The sequence below is a fragment of the Marinobacter sp. genome (assembly GCF_048269445.1).
Lineage (GTDB): Bacteria > Pseudomonadota > Gammaproteobacteria > Pseudomonadales > Oleiphilaceae > Marinobacter.
This window is the reverse complement of sequence record NZ_JBLXIQ010000003.1, coordinates 107560-131079: the sequence shown is the minus strand read 5'-3', so window position 1 is coordinate 131079 and position 23520 is coordinate 107560. Positions and strand designations below refer to the sequence as shown.

Genomic DNA, 23520 nt, shown 5'->3' with positions numbered 1-23520 from the left:
GCAGTTTTTTGACCGTTTGCCGTGCTTTGGGGGAGATGTTGCGAAAGGTGTGCCAAGTGCAAATCGAAGAAATCAAGGGAGCTTAAGCGCCCCCTTAACATAGGAGGCGCTTATTAGGAATTACTCCGGATCATTTATCGACTGGTAGATCCATGGATCGGTCGTCATGTCGTAGTCTTTATGAGTCACCTTGTGAAAGTGCTTCGGTAGCGCTTCCAGACAATCAAGAAATCGGCTTTTCCAGGTCTTTAGAAAACCTGCCACGTCTTGAGAGTCATCCATGGCTAAGGCATGGGCAAAACCCACATACAGAAAGTGTCTGACTGCCCCGCGGATCATGTAGTAGAAACTGGGGTTTTGATTGATCAGGTTTTGTTCCATGTATCGACTTACTTCGGACGTAACTCTCGTAATATCCTTTTTCCCTTCCAATTTCTTGCCTTTGATCAGTTGAGATATTATCGAGTGAAGATTTTCTAAATCCTTCTCCGTTGCCTCAAGTTGGGATTTAATCCGACCAGTCCCCACTGGTTTCGCATCTCTGGAAAAGAGCGTGTTGAAGACACGGTTTCGATTCTCTCGGGATCCATAGCTTTTTACGGCTTCCAAAAATGCGCCGCTGTCCAGCCAATTCGCGCCCTCAATATCAGCGCCATCCGCACAGTTAAAATAATCAATTCGCTGATTTTTAGCCTTTTCCAGGCTTATCAGATATTCAACGCTTCGTTTTGCTGTGAAGTAAGTGGGAGTAGTGTGGACCCTCGTACCTTGAACACCTTTAACCGAAAACGTCTTGTTGCTTGAGAACGCCTTCGTAGCGCCCTCGGTGAGCTCTGTATGAAGAGCTTCATCCTCACTTTTCATGTAAACCGACTGCTCCGCATGATGCTTTGTATTGTCCGCAAAACCAAAGTCCGTACCGAAAAGATAAATATTGCGCAGCCCCATCTGGGAGCACAGAGCAAGTGCGGCGTTAGTGCATGTCGGAGTGCCATGGGAGATCGTGACCTCTGGAGTACCAAACAGTCCGCTAATGGGGCTCTCTTTTTTAAAATAAAGCCTCTGCTCGCCAAAAAGGTCCCAGACTAGTGGACAGACTTGTGAGGCGGCAACGATACAGATTTTTTTCAGTTTTTCCCGGTTATAGGAGGAGATAACCCGGTAGTTGAGGTAGTCCGATTCGAGTTCAACGTGGAAGTCGGGGTATATATCGTTTTCGAGAAGGACCCGAAGTCCTGTGCCTGCGCTGACTATAAATACCTCATCACGGACGGATTTTATGTCATCAATGCGTTGATCGAGAGAAGGGCCACTGCCAACAACGAGAACCGGAACGTCTGAGTCCAGGCTTCCTCGATCAGGTATGGTTCGAATGCCTTTATGAAATGCATGCAAAGCATTATTGATTTGCCGGACCTCATCATCGTAATGGCCCCAGACCGTAAGGGATGCGACTGCCTCTCGGTTCAGTCGACGCGCCACCTGCTCCATGACAGGGTCACCTCTTTCGTTGAGAAAGAAGTTCATAATAGGAAAAACCGGGGAAAAATGGAGTAAATTCTCCAGCAGCGCACCCCATAGTCCTTCCTCTGTGTGCTCAGCTCCGATCAGAAATCGTAATGATTGCCCGGATTTCTGAAAAGATTTATAAACCTTTTCCCAGTCAGTTGTTAACAAGCTCGCGGCGAAGATTTCTACATCGGGCTCCAGAACGATGGCGTTTTCAACGTCGTAGGATTCTATTAGCTTTTCAATCTGATAGCCCAAGCCAACGCCCTGGAAAACAACCAGAGGATAGAAGTTGGGAATGGGGTAGCCATTAAAGGTTTCGCGCGTTACGGGGGATAGCTTGGTCAGGCTATCTACGGCCATATGCGCAAATCTGGGATGGTAATAGTCGCCTGGCCAGGGAGGTGGTAAGGACGGGATTTTTTTGCCCGGAGCAAATGTGCTTACGAAAAGCTCTACTCCATGTTTGGCGCGCGCTCGCGCTTCACCGTTGTATAAGGACTTCCCATCAACCCAGAGATCTACCTCCTCCTCTTTGGCACTGATGACCACCTCAGCCCTTGTCATTCTATAGTCTTTAAAAAAGTTATAGATAGCGGGATACGTTTTACGAAAGAAATCGAGATTGCGGGTGCGCTGGTGGGCGAAAGAAAGGGCTAGGTTGTGATTCTGGCTTTGCGTGGTCACATCTTTCTCCGAGTGCATAATTGCAGAGGCCATATTGCCCAAGTTGGCAAAAGCCTTTTGGCAAGAATGTTAACACACAGAATAAATGAAACCTGCCCTAGCCATTGTAGGGCAGGTAACGTTTCGAGCATTGTCATCCATTTAGCGGTTCAGCCCTGAAGGAGCTGCAACACTTGCTGAGGACGGGCGTTTGCCTGCGATAGCACGGAAAGCCCTGCTTGCTGGAGGACCTGCGTCCGAGCCAATTCGGCGGTTTCTGCGGCAAAGTCGGCATCTCGTATGCGGCTGTTAGCGGCTGCGAGATTCTCTGATGTCGTGCTCAGATTGGATATTGTCGATTCAAAACGGTTTTGCACGGCACCCAGTTCGCTACGTATGCTATTGATAGTGGTGAGTGCCGAGTCCACGCGTTTTATGGCATCGTTCGCACCGTTTACCGTCTTAACGTTCACGTCCTCAAGGCTTCCGCTTACTGCAATGGTTTCACCTCCAGTCAGAAAGCCTGCTTTTTCTGGTGCGGTCCCCCCGATTGTTATAGCCTCCAGGGCTTCAATGGAGATCTGGCCTTGGAAAGTGGCCGCAGATCCGACCGTCCCGACGGCCGCAGCGACAACCCCGGTGGTTCCCAGTGCGGGACTTCCGCCGGTTGAAGTGGTAAGCGACTGAGCCGTAATTGTGAAGTTTTCACCTGCTTCTTCGGTTAATACCAGCCCGGCGGTACCCACGCTCGCAGTTAAGCCATCAATTCCGGCACTGTTAACAGCGGTGGCAAGTTCGTCAGTAGTAATCGTGTCGCCGGTAGTTCCCGACGTCGAGGCAGATACCGTGTAGGAGGTTGTTCCGACGCTGATGTCGATCGAATAAATGCGAGTCCCGGAGCCTGTAGCGGCAGCGATATCGGAAAAGGCGATGTCCTGGACATTGGTAGCAGTAACGGTTGGCAGTCCTGGAATATTTGCGGCGTCAATGGCTTCAGATTTCGCTTTGGCCGATGAATCAGTGCCGGTGCCAGGGATCGGGAAAGCCTCGCTGTCGCCCACAGCGATGGTTAAATCGCCCTCTGCGAGCGGAGTGTTGCTTACCTGTCTTGAGCCGGACAGAGCCAATGACCCTATTTGGTCGGCACGTGAGCCCTTGGAGAGGTTTACTGAAATTGTATCTCCCGCGTTGGCGCCCACCTGAAATTGCTGTTCGCCGAAAGATCCGTCGAGAACCTTCAGGCCGTTGAAGGAGGTCTGATCCGCGATTCGGGCAATCTCCTCAATCCTCTGCTGCACTTCTTGGTCAAGAGCGAGCCGGTCAGATGCACTATTGGTTGCGTTGGCCGACTGAACAGCCAGGTCGCGGATGCGTTGGAGGTTGTTAATGACTTCGCTTAGCGCCCCTTCTGTTGTCTGTGCCAAGGAAATGCCATCGCTGGCGTTTCTTTGAGCGACATTGAGGCCAGATATCTGAGATTGGAATCGTGTGGAGATGGCCAGGCCAGCCGCATCGTCCTTGGCAGAGTTAATCCGAAGGCCCGAGGACAGGCGTTCAAACGCAACGTTGGCATCGCGCTGAGATTCATTCAGGTTTCGTTGTGCATTTAGTGATGCAATATTTGTATTGATGACTTGGGGCATAACTTTTCTCCCTATTCAGCGATACCAGTTGCCCACGTTTCTGAATAAAACGGGGCGCAGGCAGGCCGGAATTAATTCATTTGCCGTTTTTAGGGGTTAAGCGAGTTCCATGCCACCTTTCTTTAATTGCTTAGAAGTTTATGAATATAAACAGATTTATAGTTTTAATTTTGGCTGGGAGGAGAGCCGGCTGCAGAATTAGTGAAGCAAATGATTGGCAGATCTTTGCCGCTTTTTACATTCCTTTACGAAAAAAACGTGTTTTTCGTTAAAGGACCGGAATAAAGGGCCGTTAAGCGGTGTAACAGGGAGGCGCTCCCAAATCACAGATCTCTTGGGCGCCACACCTTTTCCAAAAAGTAACGACATTTGTCGAAAGGAGAAGCACTATGGCTCTTGGTATCAACACCAATGTGGCGTCAATCAGCGCACAGAACCAACTTCAAAAATCTCAGGATCTTAGTAATCAGGCCCTTGAGCGCCTTTCATCCGGTCTCCGGATAAACTCTGCCAAGGACGATGCGGCTGGCCTGGCCATCTCCACCCGCTTTCAGTCTCAGATTCGTGGTTTGGACGTTGCTCAGCGCAACGCCAATGACGGCATTTCTCTGGCTCAGACTGCTGAAGGTGCCCTCGACGAGATTACTAACAACCTGCAGCGCATCCGCGACCTGGCTGTTCAGTCGGCCAACGCCACCAACAGCGCATCTGATCGTGCGGCTCTGGATCAGGAAGTGCAGCAGCGCCTTGCAGAAGTCGAGCGTATTTCTACTCAGACTGCGTTTAACGGATTGAAGGTTCTTGACGGTACCTTCGGTGAGCAACAGTTCCAGGTTGGCGCCAACGCGGGCGAAACCATTGGTGTTGACCTTTCGCAGGGTACTCGTCGTGACCAGATTGGGTCGCTGGCAACTCTGGAAGGCACTGATGTTACTGGTGCTCTGGCTGCCGGTGATCTTGAGATCCAGGTAGGTACTGGACCTTCGGTTGCGATTGGTGCTTCGGACAGCGATTCGGCAGCATCAATTGCTGAGGCAATCAACGACGCGAATGTATCCGGCTTAACGTCTGTTTCGGCAACGAACGTAAATGAGATTGCCTTTGGGGATGTGGCTGCTGCTACCGGCGCTGCGGGGACAACTCGAACCCTGTCTGCTGATATTAGTGTTGGTACCGTTTCATACACGGTATCTGTCTCGACGTCGGGAACTACCGGCGATACGATTACCGATGAAGAATTTGCATCAGCTGTAAACGATGCAGGCATTGAAGGACTCACAGCAGCTACGGGGACTGCCGGCCTTGTCTTCACTCAAGCCGAGGGTCAGAACTTTACCATCACAAGCCAAACGTTGAGTACCTCTACCGGTGGCTCTCCGGCAATTGGCGCTCAGGGTTTTGCAACCACAGGTACTGTCGGTAGCGCTGCAACCCAAAGAGGGCAGGTTACAGTCGAAGCCTTGGAAGATATTACATTAAGCGGGAATACTGAAACCGTCGCGGGCTTCACTGACGGTCAGACTCAGGCTGCTACAGGTTCGATTGATACCATTAGTGTTACAGATGTTGATAAGGCTAATGACGCCCTCAAGCGTATCGATTCAGCACTACAGTCTGTGAATACGGTGCGCAGTGAATTGGGTGCGGTCCAGAACCGCTTCGACTCCACCATTGCCAACCTGGCAACAACCTCAGAAAACCTGAGCGCTGCCAATAGCCGTATCCTGGACGCTGACTTCGCTGCTGAAACTGCGAAACTCTCTAAGTCTCAGGTGCTGCAGCAGGCCGGCATCTCTGTACTGGCTCAGGCCAACGCCCGTCCGCAGCAGGTTCTGTCCCTCCTGCAGTAATTGGGGCTTAGCGGTAACGGCCGGAACCTTCGGGTTCCGGCTTAATGCCGTTTGAGGATAGCGAGGTAAAGCTATGAATGACGTTAACCTGAACAACCCGAGTCTGAAGCTGGTTAGAGCGAGTGATCAGGTTCCGGTGAAGGCAATGTCGTCATCTCAGGCCGAGGGCAGGAGTGCCTCCGACCCTGCTCTTTCGTCTGCCGCTGCCCGCCCGGTTCAGAGTACTCAGGCCGCTTCAGAGCCGTCTAAAGCTGAGAAGCTGCAGGCGCGTAGTGAAGTCCAGCGAGAGGAACTCGACGACGCGGTCAGCCAGCTGAATGATTTTGTTCAGAATGTGCAGCGGGATCTGCAATTCGAAGTGGATAATGATCATGGGCAGACCATCGTGAAGGTGGTTGATCAAAAGACCCAAGAGGTTATTCGCCAGATCCCGGACGAAGTGGCATTGAGGTTGGCAGAGAACTTGCAGCAGAATGAGCCGCTGACGTTGTTTAACATCAAGGTGTAAGGGCTTGCTGCCTTTGCTTTGATAAAAATGACGGTATTTCAGCACCGCCTTACCCTTGGGTTTGGCGGTGCTTTGCGTTTTGGGGTGAGATTCTCCCCTGACTCCTTTCCCGCGAGGGGAATGAGATCTTGAGTTACGTGGCGTTACAAATCAGTGAGAGAAAAAGGCAAAGTTTTGCCGCTTTTTGCCGATAAACTGATCAGTATGGATTTTCGCCCCCTTGAGGAGGCATGAATATGGCTGGTATTTCATCGTTGGGTGTTGGGTCCGGGGTGCTGAACGCAGACCTGGTGGACCAGTTGGTGGCTGCGGAACGCAAGCCAACTGATACGCGCCTGAGTCGGGAGACCCAGAAAAACGAGGCCCTGTTGTCGGCCTATGGCAAGCTGCGTAGTGCGGTGACAGAATTGCGACTTCCGATGCGGCAACTGAGCGCTCCGGATAATCTGAAGGCTTTCTCGGCAAGCTCCTCCAACGAAGATATTGCGGTTTCTGTCGATGGCACCAAGGCCAGTCGCGGCACTTACAGTGTGAATGTTACTAGTCTGGCCCAGGCTCAGGCACTGGCTTCCAATGCGGTGTTTGCGGACCGGGATGCAACCAGTGTCGGCCAGGGCACGTTGACATTGTCGGTTGGCGATAAAACCACGAATATCACCATTGACAGTAACAATGACACACTCCAGGGGCTGGCAAACGCCATTAACGAGTCCGATTCTGGGGTTTCCGCAGGCGTTATTGATACAGGCAGTGGGTTCCAGCTTGTGCTCTCTGCGGATGAAACCGGCACGGCCAATGCGGTGAGTATTTCTGTATCGGGAGACAGCGGTGGCACTGACACCGATAATCAGGGTCTCTCGCGATTTGCCTTCAATGCTGGCATGGACGTAGGCGCAGGCCTGACTGAAACGATTGCTGCGACTGACGCGGTGATGGAAATCAACGGCGTTGCCGTCACCCGGTCCACCAATAGCTTCGAAAATGTGATAGATGGCCTGACATTTGATATTCAGGCGACAGGCACTTCCACCATTAAAGTGGAGCAAGACTTTGGTGCGGTAGCTGACCGTGTTCAGGGTTTTGTGGATAAGTTCAACGCCTTGCAATCAACGATTGACAGCCTGGCTGGGTTCAATGCCGAGGCGGGTGTGGGGAGCTTGCTGACAGGGGACTCCACTGTGCGTGGCATCCAGAATCAGTTGCGCCAGATCCTGACGCGGATAGTTCCCGGCCTGGAAAATTCCAATGTGCGCAGCCTCGCGGATGTCGGCATCACCACCAATTTTGAAACCGGCGGGCTGGAGCTTGATCGCTCAAAGTTTGAGGAGCAGCTCAAAGCCTACCCGGATGACGTGACTGCTTTGTTTGCTGAGCAGGGCCGGACTACCGATGGTCAGGTAGAGTTTGTGCGCAGCGGCCTGAGCACTGAGCCGGGCACTTACGATATTGCAATTACCCAGGCGGCAACTCAGGGCTCGTTGACGGGGAATGCCGCACTGGTTGCCAACGCCACTACTCCCGTGACTATCTCTGGCGCTAATGATGAGTTTACGTTGCAGGTAAACGGAAAAACCTCCGTAAGCCTGACATTGACCCAGGGCGACTACACATCTCCGCAGGCTTTTGTCGATGAAATACAATCCCAGTTGAATAGCAGTAATGCCCTGAATGCGGCCGATGTGTCGGTTCAGGTGGGATTGGATGCAGGTGGGAAACTGACGTTTACTTCCTCTGAGTATGGTAGTGAATCGAATGTGAGCGTGACCAGCGTAGAGGATGGCGCGGCCTATGGCTTGACGGTGGCGACAGGGGCTGCCGGAAAGGACGTTGCAGGGACGATCGGTGGCCGTTCGGCTGAAGGGGACGGTCAGGTGCTGTTCCTTGGGAGTGGCAACGGTGGCGCCTCCGGTTTGCAGGTGAGAGTCCTCGGTGATCAGGTTGGATCCAGGGGTTCCATTACCTTTGTGGAAGGCGTGGGTGAACGAACAGTCGATCTGGTGACTAATTTTGTGGGTTCTGGCGGTGCCATTGAAGCCCGAACCGAAAGCCTGAATCGGAACCTGGAGCAGATTCAGGAGAGTCGTGCGCGATTGGAGGAGCGGATTATTTCTTATCGCGAGCGCCTGGTCGCCCAGTTCAGTGCCGCCGATTCCCTGATTTCACAGCTCAACAGCACCCGGGATTACGTGACTCAGCAGTTGGCCGCATTGGCCCCCCAAAACAATCGGAATAACAACTGACCGGCGAACGCCAGTTAGCGAACGAAGAGGCCTTATATGAACGGTTTACAGGCATATCAGCGGGTAAACACCCAAACCAGCATTACCGATGCCGACCCGCACAAGCTGATCCAGCTTCTGTACAACGGAGCCCTGGAGCGCATTAACATGGCGAAGGCCCGGATGCAGGCTAAGGACTTTGAGGGCAAGGGCAAGCTGATTACCAAGGCCATCGAGATCATTGGCGGTCTGCGCAGCTTCCTGGATTTCGAGCAGGGCGGAGATCTGGCTGTTCGGCTGGAAGGGCTCTACGACTATATGGAGCGGGCTCTGTTTGAGGCCAATGCCAGGAATGATGTTGCCAAGCTGGATGAAGTGGCTAACTTGCTGCGCTCCATCAAGGAAGGCTGGGATGGCATTCGGGAGGAGGCGATGGGGCAGCAGGCTGCTGGCCAATAGCCATTCCCCCCGCTCTCCCGTACAATACTGCCCTTCTTTTCAACACATCCATTCTGTTCAGTCTGGAGCAAGGGCATGTCTGATATTAAAAAGGTGGTGCTGGCCTATTCCGGTGGCCTGGATACTTCCGTTATCGTTCGGTGGTTGCAGGACACTTACAATTGTGAGGTGGTGACCTTCACCGCCGATATCGGCCAGGGCGAGGAAGTGGCACCGGCGCGTGCGAAAGCCGAGGCGCTGGGCGTTAAGGAAATTTACATCGAGGACCTGCGCGAGGAGTTTGCGCGCGATTACGTGTTCCCGATGTTCCGCGCCAACACCGTTTACGAAGGTGAGTACCTGCTGGGTACCTCCATTGCCCGCCCGCTGATTGCCAAGCGTCTGATCGACATTGCTAATGAGACGGGTGCAGATGCCATCTCTCACGGCGCTACCGGTAAGGGTAACGATCAGGTTCGTTTCGAGTTGGGCGCCTATGCGCTCAAGCCCGGTGTAAAGGTTATTGCACCGTGGCGTGAGTGGGATCTGAATTCCCGCGAGAAGTTGCTCCAGTACTGTGACGAACGCAATATTCCGGTGGAGAAGAAGAAGGGCAAGAGCCCTTACTCCATGGATGCCAACCTGCTGCACATCTCCTACGAAGGTATCAATCTGGAAGATCCCTGGGCGGAAGCCGAGGAAGATATGTGGCGCTGGAGTGTGTCTCCTGAAGCTGCACCGGATAAGCCGACCTATGTTGAGCTGACCTATAAGAAGGGCGACATTGTTGCCGTTGATGGTCAGGAGATGAAGGCGCATGAAGTGCTGGAAACCCTGAACAAGGTTGCCGGTGCGAACGGTATTGGTCGCCTGGATATCGTCGAGAACCGCTACGTGGGCATGAAGTCCCGTGGCTGTTACGAGACCCCGGGTGGCACCATCATGCTGCGTGCCCACCGTGCCATTGAGTCCATCACGCTGGACCGCGAAGTGGCACATCTGAAAGACAGCATCATGCCGCGCTACGCCGAGGTGATCTACAACGGTTACTGGTGGTCACCGGAACGGGAAGCGCTGCAGGCGCTGATTGATCAGACCCAGCATTATGTAAACGGTACGGTTCGTCTGAAGCTCTATAAGGGCAACGTGGACGTGGTTGGCCGTAAATCTGAAGACTCCCTCTTCGACGAGAAGATTGCCACCTTCGAGGAAGATCAGGGTGCTTACGATCAGAAAGACGCGGAAGGCTTCATCAAGCTGAATGCCCTGCGGCTTCGGATAGCGGCTGGTAAAGGTCGCAAGCTCTAAGTCTGCTCTCTGGACGCCCGGAACTCTCCGGGCGTCTTGCCTTTCACAGCCTTGAACTTCCGGTGAAACGACGTGGTTTCGCTGTACCCCAGCCTCAGTGCAATATCCGGAATGGCAAGCTCGCTGTTTTGTAGGTAATCCTCGGCCATTGTTTGCCGCACTTCATCCAGAAGCTTCTGATAAGACACGCCGACCTGGCTCAGCTTCCGCTGTAGAGTGCGACTGGTCATCCCCAGGTCTTCTGCGACCATGTCCTGCCGTGTAATGCCGTGCATCAGCTGCTGCTGGATGCTATGCCGCACCCTTGAGGTCAGGTCGCTGTTGGTGTCCAAAGACGCCAGCTGACTCAGGGCGTGGGCTTCGAGGGTTTTGCGGAGCAGGGGATCTGGTTGCCTCAGGCGGGTTTCCAGCAGGGTCTTTTTGAGGGTGATGCTGTCTTCGTTGGCAGAAAATGTGACCGGGCACTGCCATCGCTGTTGGTATGCCCGCTCAAGCTCCGGGCCGGGAGAGGTGCGGCGAAGTTTTACGGAACTGGGTGAGGCCTCCTGGTCATCGGCCAGCCAGCGGGCATAGTTTACCCAGGAGGCAAAGACGTTATCCACCAGCTGTGGCCGGACTACGGGATCGGTGTAATTGCAGTTCCAGCTCAGTTTGATGTCGTTGCCTTTCACGGCGAGGCTGGTGGTGCCCATGTCTCCGACCAACTTCTCAAATGGTGCAATCCGTGCCACGGCTTCGCCCAGGGTGGCGCAGCTCATGGTGATGTAACCAAGAACACTGTAGGAGCCGGGCTGCACGAAATCCCCGGTTTCCAGCCCGAGTATCGGGTTGCCGGTTTGGTCGCACAGCCGATGGATGAAATCCTGAAACTGCTCGCCGTTAATGCGGCCGTCGTCGGTGTCCAGAAGGTTCGGGTTCAGGCGGGCTTTGGCGAACAGTTTGTTGATATCAACACCGGCAGATTCGGCAGCGCGAACATATTGTCGTAATGCGGCTACTGAGGCGGTTCCGAGGGTTTTCATGGTTACAGCACTGTTTTTGGAGTCGTTATAGGCGGAGTATAACGGAACTGGTGCGGAAGAGTCTGAGCGGGGAGTGCAAAAATAAAAAGGCCAGCTAAGAAGCTGGCCTGAAAAACAAGGAAAGAACGAAAGTGCCTGAAAAATTCGTTAATTCGGTGGATCTTTCCCCATATGGCGGCGGAGGTACTACACGGCTCCTCCGCCATGGGGGATACTGCTTGAATCCACAATTTCAGAATAAGTCTTCGGGCTCTTTCTGTCTGTTTGTGAAGTGTGTATCAGTGTTACGGAATGTGATGAGGTGGTGCTGGATACACGAGTGTCGGATTATGTTGTTGCGCTGACTTCCGGAGCGGTTTCGGTAAACCGCCGGGTATCATAGGCATCCACCAATCCCTGCACCGCTGCCCGCTCCATGTCCTGAATGGACGGCGTGCCTTTCTCGGCATCAGCCTTGCACAGCACCATGCCTGCTTCGACGGAAATATAACCGGCGGTGGTTTTCAGGGCTTTGTGGTTGATGCCGTCGAACACGCGCCGGAACGCGGTGGTGGTGCAATGGTCGCTGTTCGGAAAATACGCGATGAGGGCGAACTGGTTGTCGCCCACTCGGCACAGTGCGTCGATCGGGCGGATCAGGGTGCTTAGCCGGCGTGCAATGCCAATGGCGAGTTCACTCATTACCGTGGGCGGGTGTTTGTGTTTCAGCTCCTGCCAGTTCCGGATGCCACACAGCACGTAAGCGGAGCAGCCGCCACGGGATTCGGCGTGGCGCAGCATTTTGGTCAGCCGCTCCCGACCGTACCTGGTGTTGCAGAGGCCGGTTTCCAGATCAATGATGTTGGTGGATTCCAGCTCACGGTTGTTCTCGATAAGCAGGGAGTTGGCGCGCAGCAGGGTGTTCTGCCGGTCGGCCATTCGATCTGCCGCAAAGATGCGGGGGATCAGCTGTTTGGTCATGTCGGACTTGTAGATGAAGTCATCGACGCCCCGGTCAAAGGCTTCTGAGAGAGCTTCTACGCTTTCCCGGGCAGTGAGCAAGATCACATAGGTATAGTGGTTGTTCTGCTCGTCCTGCTGGCGAACCTGGTCGGTCAGTTCCAGCCCATCCATTTCCGGCATCAGCCAGTCGGCGATCAATACGCTCACCGGTCGCTGTTCGATCAGCTCAAGGGCTTCCGGTGCGTTGTTGACAATGCGTACGTCGCGATAGCCGGCTTTTCGCAAGGTGCGTCCAACAACCATGCTGCTGAATTTCGCGTCGTCTACTACGAGGATGGGAAGGTCCAGATTCGGCATTGTTATCTTCTTTTTACCAGTCCATTGTCAGATGCGGGAGTTGCCGGGGGTTGGTATCATCCCCTGCAAATGGAAGAAGTATACCTGCTTACCCTGCTTGGAGAATAACGACCATGCCGTCTTTTGACATTGTTTCAGAAATTGATATGCACGAAGTGACCAATGCGGTGGACCAGGCCAGGAAAGATCTGGCAACCCGCTGGGACTTCAAGAACGTGGAAGCGAATATCGAGCACGATGACAAGGGCATTACCATCAGTGCGGAGCAGGAATTTCAGCTGGAACAGCTGATGGACATGCTGCGAATGGCCTTTGCGAAGCGCAAAATCGACGCCCGCGCCCTGTCCGAGGACGGTGAAAGCAAGTCCGGCAAGCTGGTAAAGCAGCACCTGTTGCTAAAGCAGGGCATTGAAACCGATATGGCGAAGAAGATCGTGAAAATGATCAAGGACGCCAAACTGAAAGTGCAGGCCAGCATCCAGGGTGACAAGGTTCGGGTGACTGGCAAGAAGCGGGACGATCTGCAGGCTGCCATGGCGATGCTCCGCGAAGCTGAGCTGGAAATCCCGCTGCAGTTTAATAATTTCCGCGACTGACCCGGAGGCTCGATTATCTTAACCGGCACCCGCCTGACCCTGATCCGGGACACACTCTACACCTACACCCGTTGGCAGGTGATTGCCTTGCTGTTCCTGGGTTTTTCCGCCGGTTTGCCGTTTTTGCTGGTGTTTTCCACCCTGAACGCCCGGTTGGCGGATGTGGGGGTGGAAACAGCCACCATCGGGTTCTTCAGCTGGCTCGGTATTACCTATTCTATCAAGGTGTTCTGGGCGCCGGTGGTGGATCGCCTGAAGCTGCCGTTGCTGGACCGGCTGTTAGGCAAGCGCCGGAGCTGGATTATTTTTGCGCAAGTTGGCATCGCCACGGGGCTTTACCTGATGGCTCATGTGGACGCCACCGCTGCGCCGGAGATGATGGCCCTTTGTGGGTTGCTGGTAGCGTTCTCCTCTGCCACCCAGGATGTGGCCATTGATGCCTACCGCATTGAAATTGCCGAGGAGCGTCTGCAGGCGGCCTTGGCGGCCACCTACATTTTTGGTTATCGGTTGGCCCTGCTGGTGGCCGGTGCCGGCGCCCTTTACCTGGCCGAATTCTGGTCCTGGCAGGTGTCCTATGAGGTAATGGCGGCTCTCGTTGGCGTTGGCGCGCTGACGGTCCTGATAGTGCGTGAGCCCCGGGTAAATCATTTCGCGGCGGCCCAGGACATTGCCCACAAGATTGAGCAGGAAGCCGGCAAGCGAGCCCATCTCAATCCACGGCTGGCGCGGCTGATCGGCTGGTTCTATGCGGCCGTAGCCGGCCCGTTTCTGGATTTCTTCCGCCGCTACAAGGAACTGTCTATTGCGATCCTGCTGATGGTGGCGATGTATCGGATCTCAGACATTGCCATGGGGGTGATGGCCAATCCGTTCTATCTGGATTTTATGGGCTTCAGCAAAACCGAGATCGCGGACGTTACCAAGATTTTCGGTTTCTTCATGACCATCGCGGGTTCACTTATGGGGGGCGTGATGGTGGTTCGCTATGGAGTGCGGCGCATTCTGTTGCTGGGCGCAATCATGACAGCCGCCACCAACCTTTTGTTCGTGCTGCTGGCTCAGTATCCGCCCAATCTTGTTACGCTGGCGGCGGTGGTCAGTGCCGATAACCTGAGTGGCGGTATTGCCAATGTTGCGCTGATCGCCTGGCTTTCGAGCATGACCAGTGCCTCGTTTACGGCGACTCAGTACGCGCTGTTCAGCTCTCTGATGACCTTGCCGGGTAAGTTTCTCGGTGGTTTTTCCGGCATGGTGGTTGCCGGGTTCGGTTACGCCGAGTTTTTCCTGGTCTCCGCGGTGATGGGTGTGCCGGCGGTTCTTCTGGCAATGTTTATGATTCGTCAGGGGCAGCGGCTGGACGCTTTGGCTCCACGGCATGAACGCGAGGCGGAAGAAGGTTAGCCTGTGTCCGAACCGACTAAAGATCAAAAAATCTGGCAAGTGGTGCTGGCGGTTCCTGAGGGCAGGGTGGTCAGTTACGGCCAGGTTGCGGAAATGGCCGGTCTTGGCCGACAGGCTCGTTACATAGGCCGGGCTTTGGGCAAGTTGCCGGCCGGCCATTCGGTGCCCTGGTACCGGGTAATTCGCAGTAATGGTCAGATCGCCTTCCCGGAAGGTTCAGACATTTTCCGGGAGCAGGTAAGCCGGCTTGAGGCCGAGGGGGTGGAGGTTATCAACGGTCGGGTTTCAATGTCCCGGTTTCGTTGGTAATGGGGCGCCGGGATGCCCCATGTATTCCTCCGTTGATCAGCGCCGCAGCGCACTATCCACTTCAATCACCCGCCCGGACCCTGGCCGCCACCGGTAATTGCGGTCACGGAATCTTGAAGTTTCATGTTTTGCCCTAACTAAATTAAAAGGTTCAGCGGTTTCTGTGTGCCCGGTGGCGCATGAACTTACAATGTTGGCCGCGTTCTCATTTTGAAGGGCTGCGAGTATACCAGACCTTCTGAACTTCCTATTCAGACCGTGAGGGCCTGATGTCTGTGTTTCTGTTTCTATTTATTATCATGCCGATTGCCGAGATGGCGGTACTCATCAAGGTTGGCGGTATGATCGGTGTTTTCAACACCATTGGGCTGGTGTTGCTGACCGCTGTTATCGGTGCCTGGCTTTTGCGCCAGCAGGGTCTGGCAACGTTGCTGAGGGCCAACCAACGGCTGAACAGTGGTGAGTTGCCTGCCAAAGAGGTTGCGGAGGGGCTGATCCTCGCGGTGGGTGGCGCCTTGTTGCTGACCCCGGGTTTTATTACCGATGCCGTTGGCTTCCTGTGCCTGATCCCGGGAACCCGTCACTGGCTTGCCGCCCAAGCGCTCAAGCGCATGGTCGTTGCGGGTCAAAGCCGGAGCCAGAGCTTTTATTTCCGGGCCGGCGGCGGTTCGAATCCGTTCGGTCAGGATCCGTTTGGTGGCCAGGAAAATCCCTTTGGTCAGCAGCGGCCGTATGACCGGGATAGCAATGGCGACATTATCGAAGGTGAATTCCGGGACGAAACGGAATCCGATCGTGATCGCATCGAAAAAAAGTGAAAAATTTTTGTCTCGGGGTGTTGAAAACCCCTAGCTGCTACCCCAAATAGGTATCACAAGTTCGCTGCGGGCTGATTTCCACTGAAAACAGTTGGTTATCAGGTCGGGCAATTTGTCGGATTACGCTTCGCTAATCCGACCTACATCAACAATGTCATTGCCACATCAATCTGGCTATTGGAGAAATCGAACGATGAAAATTCGTCCGTTACACGATCGTGTTGTCGTGCGCCGTAAGGAAGAAGAAGAGAAAACTGCAGGTGGCATCGTGCTGCCGGGCAACGCCAAGGAAAAGCCGTCCCAGGGTGAGGTAATTGCCGTGGGCAATGGCCGTATCCTCGAGAACGGCGAAACCCGTGCACTGGCGGTCAAGGTGGGTGACACCGTGGTTTTCGGTCAGTACGCCGGTAATACCGTAAAGGTTGACGGTGAAGAGCTCCTGATCATGAGCGAGAACGACATCTACGGCGTGCTTGAGTGATCGCGGAAGCGACCGGCACGAACTCTTATTATTCCGATTGATTCAACGAATTCGGTTTAACGAACAGGAATTGAAGATATGGCAGCAAAAGACGTTAAATTCGGTGATAGCGCTCGTAAGCGCATGGTCGCAGGCGTCAACGTTCTGGCAGACGCGGTTAAGGTAACCCTCGGTCCGAAAGGCCGTAACGTGGTTCTGGAAAAATCCTTTGGCGCGCCAACCATCACCAAAGACGGTGTTTCCGTGGCCAAGGAAATCGAGCTGAGAGACAAGTTCGAGAACATGGGCGCGCAGATGGTCAAGGAAGTTGCTTCCCAGACCAACGATACTGCGGGTGACGGCACCACTACCGCGACGGTTCTGGCTCAGTCCATTGTCAACGAGGGTGTCAAGGCCGTTACTGCCGGCATGAACCCGATGGATCTGAAGCGTGGCATCGATAAGGCCACTGCTCAGGCCGTGAAAGCGATCCGTGAGATGGCCAAGCCGTGTGACGACGCTCGCAACATCGCCCAGGTAGGTACTATCTCCGCCAACGGTGATGAAACCATTGGTCAACTGATTGCAGACGCCATGGAGCGTGTGGGTCAGGAAGGCGTGATCACTGTCGAGGAAGGCCGTGGTCTGGAAGACGAGTTGGACGTGGTTGAAGGCATGCAGTTCGACCGTGGTTTCCTGTCTCCGTACTTCATCAACAACCAGGACAACATGTCTGCCGAGCTGGATGACCCGTACATCCTGCTGGTCGACAAGAAGATCTCCAACATCCGCGAACTGCTGCCGGTGCTGGAATCTGTTGCCAAGGCTGGCAAGCCGCTGATGATCATCGCTGAAGACATCGAAGGCGAAGCGCTGGCGACTCTGGTTGTGAACAACATGCGCGGCATCGTGAAGGTCGCCGCAGTGAAGGCGCCTGGCTTTGGTGACCGTCGCAAGGAAATGCTGCAGGACATCGCGATCCTCTCCGGTGGTACCGTGATTTCCGAGGAAGTGGGTCTGACTCTGGAGAACACCACTCTGGACGACCTGGGCACGGCCAAGCGCATCAACATCACCAAGGAAAACACCACACTGATCGGTGGTGCCGGTGCGCAGGCGGATATCGAAGCCCGCGTTGACCAGATCCGTAAGCAGATCGAAGACAGCTCTTCCGATTACGACAAGGAAAAGCTTCAGGAGCGTGTTGCCAAGCTGGCTGGCGGTGTTGCCGTTATCAAGGTGGGCGCCGGTTCTGAAGTGGAAATGAAAGAGAAGAAGGCCCGCGTTGAAGACGCTCTGCACTCGACCCGCGCTGCGGTAGAAGAGGGCATTGTGCCTGGTGGCGGTGTCACCCTGATCCGTGCCATCGCGGCCCTGGACAAGGTTGATGCTCTGAACGAAGAGCAGAAAGCCGGTGTTAACATCCTGCGCCGTGCCATGGAAGCTCCGCTGCGTCAGATCGTGTACAACGCCGGTGGCGAATCTTCTGTTGTGGTTGCCAAGGTTCGCGAAGGCGAAGGCGCTTTTGGCTACAACGCTGCCACCGAAGCATACGGCGACATGCTGGAAATGGGTATCCTGGACCCTGCCAAGGTAACCCGTTCCGCGCTGCAGGCTGCTGCTTCCGTTGCGTCTCTGATCATCACCACCGAGGCGATGATTGCAGACGAGCCGGAAGACGAGAAAGCCGGCGGCGGTATGCCGGACATGGGTGGTATGGGCGGAATGGGAGGCATGGGCGGCATGATGTGATGCCGGCCTGATCCTGGCCCCTGAAAAACCCCGCGCTGGTTCACACTGGCGCGGGGTTTTTTGTTTTTTTGTCATGAACTTGCGCCATGCCTTTGCTAGACTCGGCTTCCGGTCCATTTTCTGTGTGTAGCTGAATGAGTGACGCTGAACCAAAGTCTTTTCTCCGCCCAGGCAAGGTGTTTTTGCTGCTGTTGTTGGGCGCTCTGGTTTATCTGTTGTCATTGGTGTTTCTGGTACCTGCCGGCTGGGTCTGGCAGCAGGCGTCTGCCCATGTGCCGTTGCCGGCCCAGATCCAGGTCCGGCAGGTGGCCGGACGGCTTTGGGATGGTGAGGCTGGCGTGATCGTTGCGGGGTTTCCGCTGCGTGTGGACTGGCGCCTGCACCTGCCCTCAGTGACCCGCCTGGAGCTGCCGCTTCGGATTTCCGTGGAATCGTCACAATCTTCGCTGCATGGTGATGTTACGATCGGGTGGCCAGCCAGCGCCCGACTGGATGCGCGCGGGCAAGTGGCGGTTGCTGAATTTGAGGAGCTTATCCGCCGGAGTGGCGGCGCAATAATTGAGGGTGAGGTGACCATTGACCGCCTGGAAATGGCGTGGGCTGACAACCGGATTACCCGGGCTGAAGGCCTCGGGCGCTGGGGTGGCGGGCTGGTTACCTGGCCCATGGGCGATCAGCGGGGCCAGGCTGATTTCCCGCCGATGCAGGCGACACTGGATACGGTCGATACCAGCCAGGGTGGTGTGGCCCTGGCCGTCGCCGAGCAGGGCGGAGAGGGTCCGGCGGCGGATGCGACGATATTCTGGAACGGAATGATGGAGCTGCGCGTTTACAAGCGCATGGTGGATCTGGCCGGCCAGCCCTGGCCAGACTCTGCAAGCCCGGGTGACGTTGTGTTCCGGGTGCGGCAGCCGCTTATCCCGGGGGGACGATAGTATGGCTCTGCTGAGTGCCCAGGCCCAGAGCCGGATCGCCAGGAGTGTCGCGAACCTCTTGCTGGTGGCGTTGGTGCTCTACCTGGGCGTCGCTTTGGCGCGGATTACCTGGCTGATTGCCTGGGACGACAAGCCGGTTCCCCACTCACCGGTATCGGACGGCGCCGGCAGTCTGGCAACGGGCGGTCGCGTAACAGGTTCCATGGCCCTCTACGATTTCTTCGGTCGATCAGAGCGCGCGGTGGAGGTGGCTGAAGCCGTTCGCCGTTCGGCACCGGAGACCCGCTTGAGGCTTCGGCTCGAAGGCGTACTGGTTGCGCAGCGGCCCGAGGACTCCGGTGCTATAGTTGCAGGAAGCAATGGTGAAACAGCGTATTACCGGGTGGGAGAGATATTGCCCGGTAACGCAGAACTCGCTGAGGTGGAACCGGGGCGCGTGCTGATACGCAGGGGCGGGCGTTATGAATCACTGGCCTTTGAAGAATCGGTGTCTTCGGACCTGGTTGCAGAGGTAGCCCCAGAGCCGGCAGAATCGTCTCCCGATGCGTTTCTGGCCAGCGCCCGTGAACAGATCGATAGCCAGGGCATTGCGGCACTTGCCCCCTTTGGGCTTAGCCAGGTGGATAACAGCGGCATGGCCGGGTATGTGTATGACGGTTCCAACGCCATGCTGAATGCCGTCAATCTACAGGCCGGTGATGTGATTACCGCCATCAATGGCCAGCGGCTGGGAAATATCGATCAGGACAAGGCCTTGCTTGAGAACTGGCGTGACCAGTCTCAGCTGGAGATAGAAATCGAGCGTGACGGCTCCATCCTAACCATCAGTTATGCCATACCCGAGCAGTGGCGCTGACCGGGTTCACCGAAACAGGAAGAAATCGCCAGATGTATAACCATAAGACTAATCTGTTACGGGCCATTGCTCTGCTCATTTTGCTGCCAATGATGTCATTGGCGCACGGGCAGGAAGAAACCTGGCGGCTGAACCTGAAGGACGCGGATATCCGCGCGTTTGTCACCCAGGTGGCGGACATTACCGGCTACAGCTTTGTGGTGGATCCGAGGGTAAAAGGCAAGGTTACGGTGCTCTCCAGCGCTCCCATGAACAAGGATGAGATTTACGACTTGTTTCTGGCGGTCCTGAATGTGCACGGCTTCACCGCCATTCCCGGCGAGGAGGTGATCAAGGTGGTACAGCAGGTGGATGCCAAGCAGTCCGCCGAAATCCTGACCCGCTTTGAGGAAACGCCCTCGGAACAGCTTATTACCCGGGTTATTCAGATTGATAATGCCAACGCCCTGGAGCTGGTGCCGATTCTTCGGCCGCTGGTTGCGAAGTACGGGCATCTGGCTGGTGTCGCTGCCGCGAATGCTCTGATCATCAGCGATCATTCCTCGAATATTGCGCGCATTGAACAGATTGTCCGGGAGCTGGACAGCCCATCAAAATATGAGGTTGAGGTCATCCAGCTCGAGGAAGCCTGGGTAGGGGACATGGTCACGCTGCTCCAGGAACTGGCGCCGGACGAGCTGGGCCGCGCCGGCGGTGATAATGCTGCCCGCAAGTATAGTGTTACCGCGGATGAGCGCTCCAATCGGCTGATTCTCCGAGGCGACGAAACCTTTCGCGACAAGATGCGGGGGTTAATTCGGCAGCTTGACCAGCCCTCTGCTACTGGCGGCACCACCAAGGTTCTCCGTTTGAAACATGCCGACGCCAAGAATCTGACGGAGATTCTCAAAGGCGTGATGGGTGAAGTGGCGAAGGAAGGTGCCGGTTCGGCAGGTTCCGCAGCGGGCGGCGGCTCTCCCGGTAATTCCTTTACGGTATTTGCCGATGAGGGCCTGAACGCCCTGGTGGTTCGCGGCGAACCATCATTGATGCAGGAAGCGGAGCAGATTGTAGCGGCCCTGGATGTGCGTCGGGCTCAGGTTATGATTGAAGCGGCTATTGTCGAAATCAGTGATGAAATGGGCCGGGACCTGGGTGTGCAGCTGGCGGCCGGCGACGAGTCGGGCGGTTCCACGCCGGTGCTTGGCACCAGTTTCGGCAATGTCGGTCGAAGCCTGGAGGATGTGCTGACGGCCATCCTGTCTGATACCCCCATCGCCCCGGCCGTGGGCGGGATCACCATCGGCGCCGGTGAGCGCAACAAAAATGGCGTAAGCTGGGGGGTGCTGTTGCAGGCCCTGTCCACATCCACGGCGGCCAACCTGTTGTCCACGCCGAGCATCATAACGCTCGATAACCAGGAATCGGAGATTACCGTGGGCCAGAACGTGCCATTTCGCACGGGCCAGACAGCGGTCACAGGCGATGGTCTGAGCAATCCGTTTACCACCATTGAGCGTCGGGATGTGGGGCTGACCCTGAAGGTCACGCCGACCATCAGCGCCGATGGTCTGGTGCGGCTGGTGGTGGAGCAGACCACCGAGAGCGTTGCAGCCAGTATTGAAAATGCCTCCGACATTGTCACCAACAAGCGTGAGATCAAGACCACGGTGCTGGCCGATGACGGCGAGACCATCGTGCTCGGCGGGCTGATTCGTGAAGATACCAATGTCACCAAGAGCAAGGTGCCGCTGCTCGGGGATATTCCCTATCTGGGGCGTCTGTTCTCATCCGAAAACACCAGCCGGATCAAGCGCAACCTGCTGGTATTCCTGAAGCCCACAATTATGCTGGGCAAGGCGGACACAGTGGCGGCCACGGAGATCAAGTACCGGGCCCTGTGGGAGGTTGACCTTGATGTGCGGAAAAAGCTCGGGCTGCCCCAGAATGTCTCACAGCCGCCCCTCGACGAGCTCTTCGATTCTGGCAGGAGCCAGCGGACGCAGTAGGCCGCTTACACCATCAGTGGCGGCATGGGACAATCCATCTGGTCCGCCACAAGCCGCATTAGCTCGTATTCCCGGGTATCAACTTTGCCATCGTGGGTGATGCAGTGCCCGCAGGCATCGATCACCGCCGGCTTCAGTAACGGGGACAGGCCATTCAGTGCGGTCAGGGCTTCCCGTAGCTGGCGCATGGTGACCTTCTCCAGGACCGGCTGGGTTCCATTCCGGGCATTCGCAAAGCCCGCCATGGCTTCCCGGTAAAGTGCTTCTGCGTCTGGCTGGGAGCTGGAGCCTGCGCGAGCCAATAGGCTCAGAAGCCTTTGCAGGGCCGGCAGTACCGGTTTGTAGCTTTTATAGCGAACCGGAACCACTCTGTCTGCCTCGGCACCGAGGTGGCGAGACAGGAAGCTGGTCAACGCCAGCTCGAACAGACTGACCCGGTTATCCGCCGCCACCAGTTTCTGGACGCTGGTAATCAGAATTTCCCGTTCTTCCGGATCCAGCTTGCGAAGGGCGGGCATGGCCAGTTCCAGGGCTGGAAACCGGACACCCTCGCCAATGGTCTTCAGGGCAGGCAGCAGTTTTCCGAGCAGGTCTGGCTGGCTGCCCAGTACCGGGTGAGGGGGCAGCAGGGCGAGCCTCTGCATCTGCTGGTCCCGGGAGAGTTCACTGATCAGCATGGCGTAGCAAAGCTGAACCGCACCGGCGCGGGTGTAAAGGAGATTCCGGAAGGTGGCCGGGAGTTGGCTCAGGAAGCGGAGGGCAAAATCCTCACTCTGCTGGCTGATGGTACCGACCTGGTCTGAAAACTTGCGGGCAGGTTTGGCTGTCGGACCTGCGCCTGTAAATCCCGATGTTCCGGCCACAGGTGCCGCGCCCGACCCCCGATAAAGATCCACCCCCGGCTCGGTATCTCGGAGCCGACTGCGCAGCCTGGCCAGCATGCCGGGCTGAATCGCGTTAATGCGCTCATCGATGGGGGGGTGGGATGCCAGCAGGGACGCAAATTTCATTCGGGCGCTTTCGCCAAAACACATATGGTTCATATCACTGGCGTGGCTGGTGGTGTCCAGGTAGCCACCCTTCAGGCCTATCTTGAACAGCGCGCCGGCAATCCCCTCGGGGTTGCGGGTGAACTGAACCGATGAGGCATCTGCCAGCATTTCCCGTTGGCGCGAGACGGCTGCCTGAATAAGCCGGCCGAAGAAAACACCGACGTAGCCAATCACAAACAGTGCCAGGCCGATAATGCCCATGGCGGCCTGTGCCCGACCGTCCCGGGATCGTCCTACCCGATGGCCCCGGTAAAACGATGCCCGGAGCAGGAAACCACCAATCTGGCCGATCATCAGAATGCCGGCAAGCAGGGAAATCAGTCGAACGTTCAGTCGCATGTCGCCGTTAAATATGTGGCTGAACTCGTGGGCGACGACGCCCTGGAGCTCGTCCCGTGACAGCTGGGTAATGGCACCGTGGGTGACCACCATCACCGCTTCGTTGGCTGTATAGCCGGCCACAAAGGCGTTAATACCGGTTTCCTGATTCATCACGTAGAGTTCCGGCACCGGAACACCGCTGGCAATGGCCATTTCTTCAACAATATTGCGCAGTTTGCGCTCGTCGCTGTCGCGGGTGTCCGGGTCTATCGGTTGGGCGCCCACCATTTTGGCAACCCGGCTGCCGCCGCCGGCCAGATCGATCCAGCGCAGCAGGGATCCCAAGCCAATCAGCAGTACGACCGTTGCGCCGGTTAACAGCCCGTGATTGGAAAGCAGCCAGTGGTGAAAGGCGAGGCTGGACGATTCACTGCGGGTCACAAAATACCCCACGAGGCAAACCGCCAGGGTGATAAAGGCGACCGCTGTCAGGAACAGGAGCACCAGAAGGCTGGTGTTGCGCCGGGCATGGGCCTGGCGCTGAAAGAAACCGGGATGAGCCATGCC

General features: G+C 55.8%; 19 protein-coding genes. 14 read left to right on the top strand and 5 right to left on the bottom strand.

What is annotated here, in order from left to right; translation table 11 throughout:
- Positions 1-120 precede the first annotated feature (120 nt).
- Together ACN0XM_RS06900 and ACN0XM_RS06895 are read right to left on the bottom strand one after the other, a co-directional pair.
- Entirely contained in the window at positions 121-2196 is a 2076-nt protein-coding gene (locus ACN0XM_RS06900; RefSeq protein WP_417566191.1) for a 6-hydroxymethylpterin diphosphokinase MptE-like protein, read from the bottom strand.
- Positions 2197-2345: 149 nt separating this feature from the next.
- Complete coding sequence (locus tag ACN0XM_RS06895) at positions 2346-3818, bottom strand: flagellin (protein WP_417566190.1); 1473 nt, start codon at positions 3816-3818, stop codon at positions 2346-2348.
- Positions 3819-4207: 389 nt separating this feature from the next.
- On the opposite strand from ACN0XM_RS06895, the gene ACN0XM_RS06890 reads away from it, so the two are divergent.
- The 5 genes from ACN0XM_RS06890 (at position 4208) to ACN0XM_RS06870 (ending at position 10141) form a co-directional block, all read left to right on the top strand.
- Positions 4208-5668, top strand: a complete 1461-nt coding sequence (locus ACN0XM_RS06890) for a flagellin (protein ID WP_417566189.1) — start codon at positions 4208-4210, stop codon at positions 5666-5668.
- 73 nt (positions 5669-5741) lie between these two features.
- Positions 5742-6176, top strand: a complete 435-nt coding sequence (locus ACN0XM_RS06885; RefSeq protein ID WP_417566188.1) for a flagellar protein FlaG — start codon at positions 5742-5744, stop codon at positions 6174-6176.
- Between the two features lie 236 nt (positions 6177-6412).
- Positions 6413-8416, top strand: coding sequence for a flagellar filament capping protein FliD (gene fliD / locus ACN0XM_RS06880; RefSeq protein ID WP_417566187.1), 2004 nt, complete (start codon positions 6413-6415; stop codon positions 8414-8416).
- 36 nt (positions 8417-8452) lie between these two features.
- Positions 8453-8854, top strand: coding sequence for a flagellar export chaperone FliS (fliS, locus tag ACN0XM_RS06875; RefSeq protein WP_417566186.1), 402 nt, complete (start codon positions 8453-8455; stop codon positions 8852-8854).
- Between the two features lie 75 nt (positions 8855-8929).
- Positions 8930-10141: an argininosuccinate synthase gene (locus ACN0XM_RS06870; protein ID WP_417566185.1), complete on the top strand. Its 1212-nt coding sequence runs from the start codon at positions 8930-8932 to the stop codon at positions 10139-10141.
- Here the strand turns inward: ACN0XM_RS06870 and ACN0XM_RS06865 are convergent.
- Both ACN0XM_RS06865 and ACN0XM_RS06860 read right to left on the bottom strand, forming a co-directional pair.
- The gene (locus ACN0XM_RS06865) at positions 10138-11163 is read right to left on the bottom strand and encodes an AraC family transcriptional regulator (protein ID WP_417566184.1); all 1026 of its coding nucleotides are present in this window, start codon (positions 11161-11163) and stop codon (positions 10138-10140) included. The two genes, ACN0XM_RS06870 and ACN0XM_RS06865, sit on opposite strands and share 4 nt — an antisense overlap.
- A 327-nt stretch (positions 11164-11490) precedes the next feature.
- A complete protein-coding gene (locus ACN0XM_RS06860) occupies positions 11491-12462 on the bottom strand; it encodes a response regulator (RefSeq protein ID WP_417566183.1) in 972 nt (323 codons plus the stop codon).
- Between the two features lie 113 nt (positions 12463-12575).
- On the opposite strand from ACN0XM_RS06860, the gene ACN0XM_RS06855 reads away from it, so the two are divergent.
- The 9 genes from ACN0XM_RS06855 to gspD all read left to right on the top strand — a co-directional run bounded on the left by ACN0XM_RS06855 (position 12576) and on the right by gspD (position 21580).
- Positions 12576-13058, top strand: a complete 483-nt coding sequence (locus ACN0XM_RS06855; RefSeq protein ID WP_417566182.1) for a YajQ family cyclic di-GMP-binding protein — start codon at positions 12576-12578, stop codon at positions 13056-13058.
- 78 nt (positions 13059-13136) lie between these two features.
- A complete protein-coding gene (locus ACN0XM_RS06850; RefSeq protein ID WP_417566181.1) occupies positions 13137-14462 on the top strand; it encodes an AmpG family muropeptide MFS transporter in 1326 nt (441 codons plus the stop codon).
- Between the two features lie 3 nt (positions 14463-14465).
- Positions 14466-14771: an MGMT family protein gene (locus ACN0XM_RS06845; RefSeq protein WP_417566180.1), complete on the top strand. Its 306-nt coding sequence runs from the start codon at positions 14466-14468 to the stop codon at positions 14769-14771.
- A gap of 269 nt (positions 14772-15040) precedes the next feature.
- Complete coding sequence (locus ACN0XM_RS06840) at positions 15041-15589, top strand: FxsA family protein (RefSeq protein WP_417566179.1); 549 nt, start codon at positions 15041-15043, stop codon at positions 15587-15589.
- Between the two features lie 193 nt (positions 15590-15782).
- The gene (gene groES, locus ACN0XM_RS06835; protein ID WP_417566178.1) at positions 15783-16070 is read left to right on the top strand and encodes a co-chaperone GroES; all 288 of its coding nucleotides are present in this window, start codon (positions 15783-15785) and stop codon (positions 16068-16070) included.
- A gap of 78 nt (positions 16071-16148) precedes the next feature.
- A complete protein-coding gene (groL, locus tag ACN0XM_RS06830; protein ID WP_417566177.1) occupies positions 16149-17801 on the top strand; it encodes a chaperonin GroEL in 1653 nt (550 codons plus the stop codon).
- Positions 17802-17935: 134 nt separating this feature from the next.
- Positions 17936-18736: a type II secretion system protein N gene (gspN, locus tag ACN0XM_RS06825; RefSeq protein WP_417566176.1), complete on the top strand. Its 801-nt coding sequence runs from the start codon at positions 17936-17938 to the stop codon at positions 18734-18736.
- A 1-nt stretch (position 18737) separates the two neighbouring features.
- Positions 18738-19592: a type II secretion system protein N gene (locus ACN0XM_RS06820; RefSeq protein WP_417566175.1), complete on the top strand. Its 855-nt coding sequence runs from the start codon at positions 18738-18740 to the stop codon at positions 19590-19592.
- A 32-nt stretch (positions 19593-19624) separates the two neighbouring features.
- Positions 19625-21580 (top strand): type II secretion system secretin GspD, encoded by a 1956-nt coding sequence (gspD, locus tag ACN0XM_RS06815; RefSeq protein WP_417566174.1) that lies wholly within the window; start codon positions 19625-19627, stop codon positions 21578-21580.
- A 5-nt stretch (positions 21581-21585) separates the two neighbouring features.
- Here gspD and ACN0XM_RS06810 read toward each other — a convergent pair whose 3' ends face one another.
- Positions 21586-23517 (bottom strand): M48 family metallopeptidase, encoded by a 1932-nt coding sequence (locus ACN0XM_RS06810; protein WP_417566173.1) that lies wholly within the window; start codon positions 23515-23517, stop codon positions 21586-21588.
- Between the last annotated feature and the right edge of the window lie 3 nt (positions 23518-23520).

Bases quoted from the DNA above. Each gene is read 5' to 3' on its own strand.
- gspN (WP_417566176.1), top strand. From the start codon at position 17,936: ATGAGTGACGCTGAACCAAAGTCTTTTCTCCGCCCAGGCAAGGTGTTT.
- ACN0XM_RS06885 (WP_417566188.1), top strand. From the start codon at position 5,742: ATGAATGACGTTAACCTGAACAACCCGAGTCTGAAGCTGGTTAGAGCG.
- groES (WP_417566178.1), top strand. From the start codon at position 15,783: ATGAAAATTCGTCCGTTACACGATCGTGTTGTCGTGCGCCGTAAGGAA.
- ACN0XM_RS06890 (WP_417566189.1), top strand. From the start codon at position 4,208: ATGGCTCTTGGTATCAACACCAATGTGGCGTCAATCAGCGCACAGAAC.
- ACN0XM_RS06895 (WP_417566190.1), bottom strand. From the start codon at position 3,818: ATGCCCCAAGTCATCAATACAAATATTGCATCACTAAATGCACAACGA.
- ACN0XM_RS06865 (WP_417566184.1), bottom strand. From the start codon at position 11,163: ATGAAAACCCTCGGAACCGCCTCAGTAGCCGCATTACGACAATATGTT.
- fliD (WP_417566187.1), top strand. From the start codon at position 6,413: ATGGCTGGTATTTCATCGTTGGGTGTTGGGTCCGGGGTGCTGAACGCA.
- ACN0XM_RS06860 (WP_417566183.1), bottom strand. From the start codon at position 12,462: ATGCCGAATCTGGACCTTCCCATCCTCGTAGTAGACGACGCGAAATTC.
- ACN0XM_RS06810 (WP_417566173.1), bottom strand. From the start codon at position 23,517: ATGGCTCATCCCGGTTTCTTTCAGCGCCAGGCCCATGCCCGGCGCAAC.
- ACN0XM_RS06855 (WP_417566182.1), top strand. From the start codon at position 12,576: ATGCCGTCTTTTGACATTGTTTCAGAAATTGATATGCACGAAGTGACC.
- ACN0XM_RS06820 (WP_417566175.1), top strand. From the start codon at position 18,738: ATGGCTCTGCTGAGTGCCCAGGCCCAGAGCCGGATCGCCAGGAGTGTC.
- fliS (WP_417566186.1), top strand. From the start codon at position 8,453: ATGAACGGTTTACAGGCATATCAGCGGGTAAACACCCAAACCAGCATT.
- groL (WP_417566177.1), top strand. From the start codon at position 16,149: ATGGCAGCAAAAGACGTTAAATTCGGTGATAGCGCTCGTAAGCGCATG.
- gspD (WP_417566174.1), top strand. From the start codon at position 19,625: ATGTATAACCATAAGACTAATCTGTTACGGGCCATTGCTCTGCTCATT.
- ACN0XM_RS06870 (WP_417566185.1), top strand. From the start codon at position 8,930: ATGTCTGATATTAAAAAGGTGGTGCTGGCCTATTCCGGTGGCCTGGAT.
- ACN0XM_RS06840 (WP_417566179.1), top strand. From the start codon at position 15,041: ATGTCTGTGTTTCTGTTTCTATTTATTATCATGCCGATTGCCGAGATG.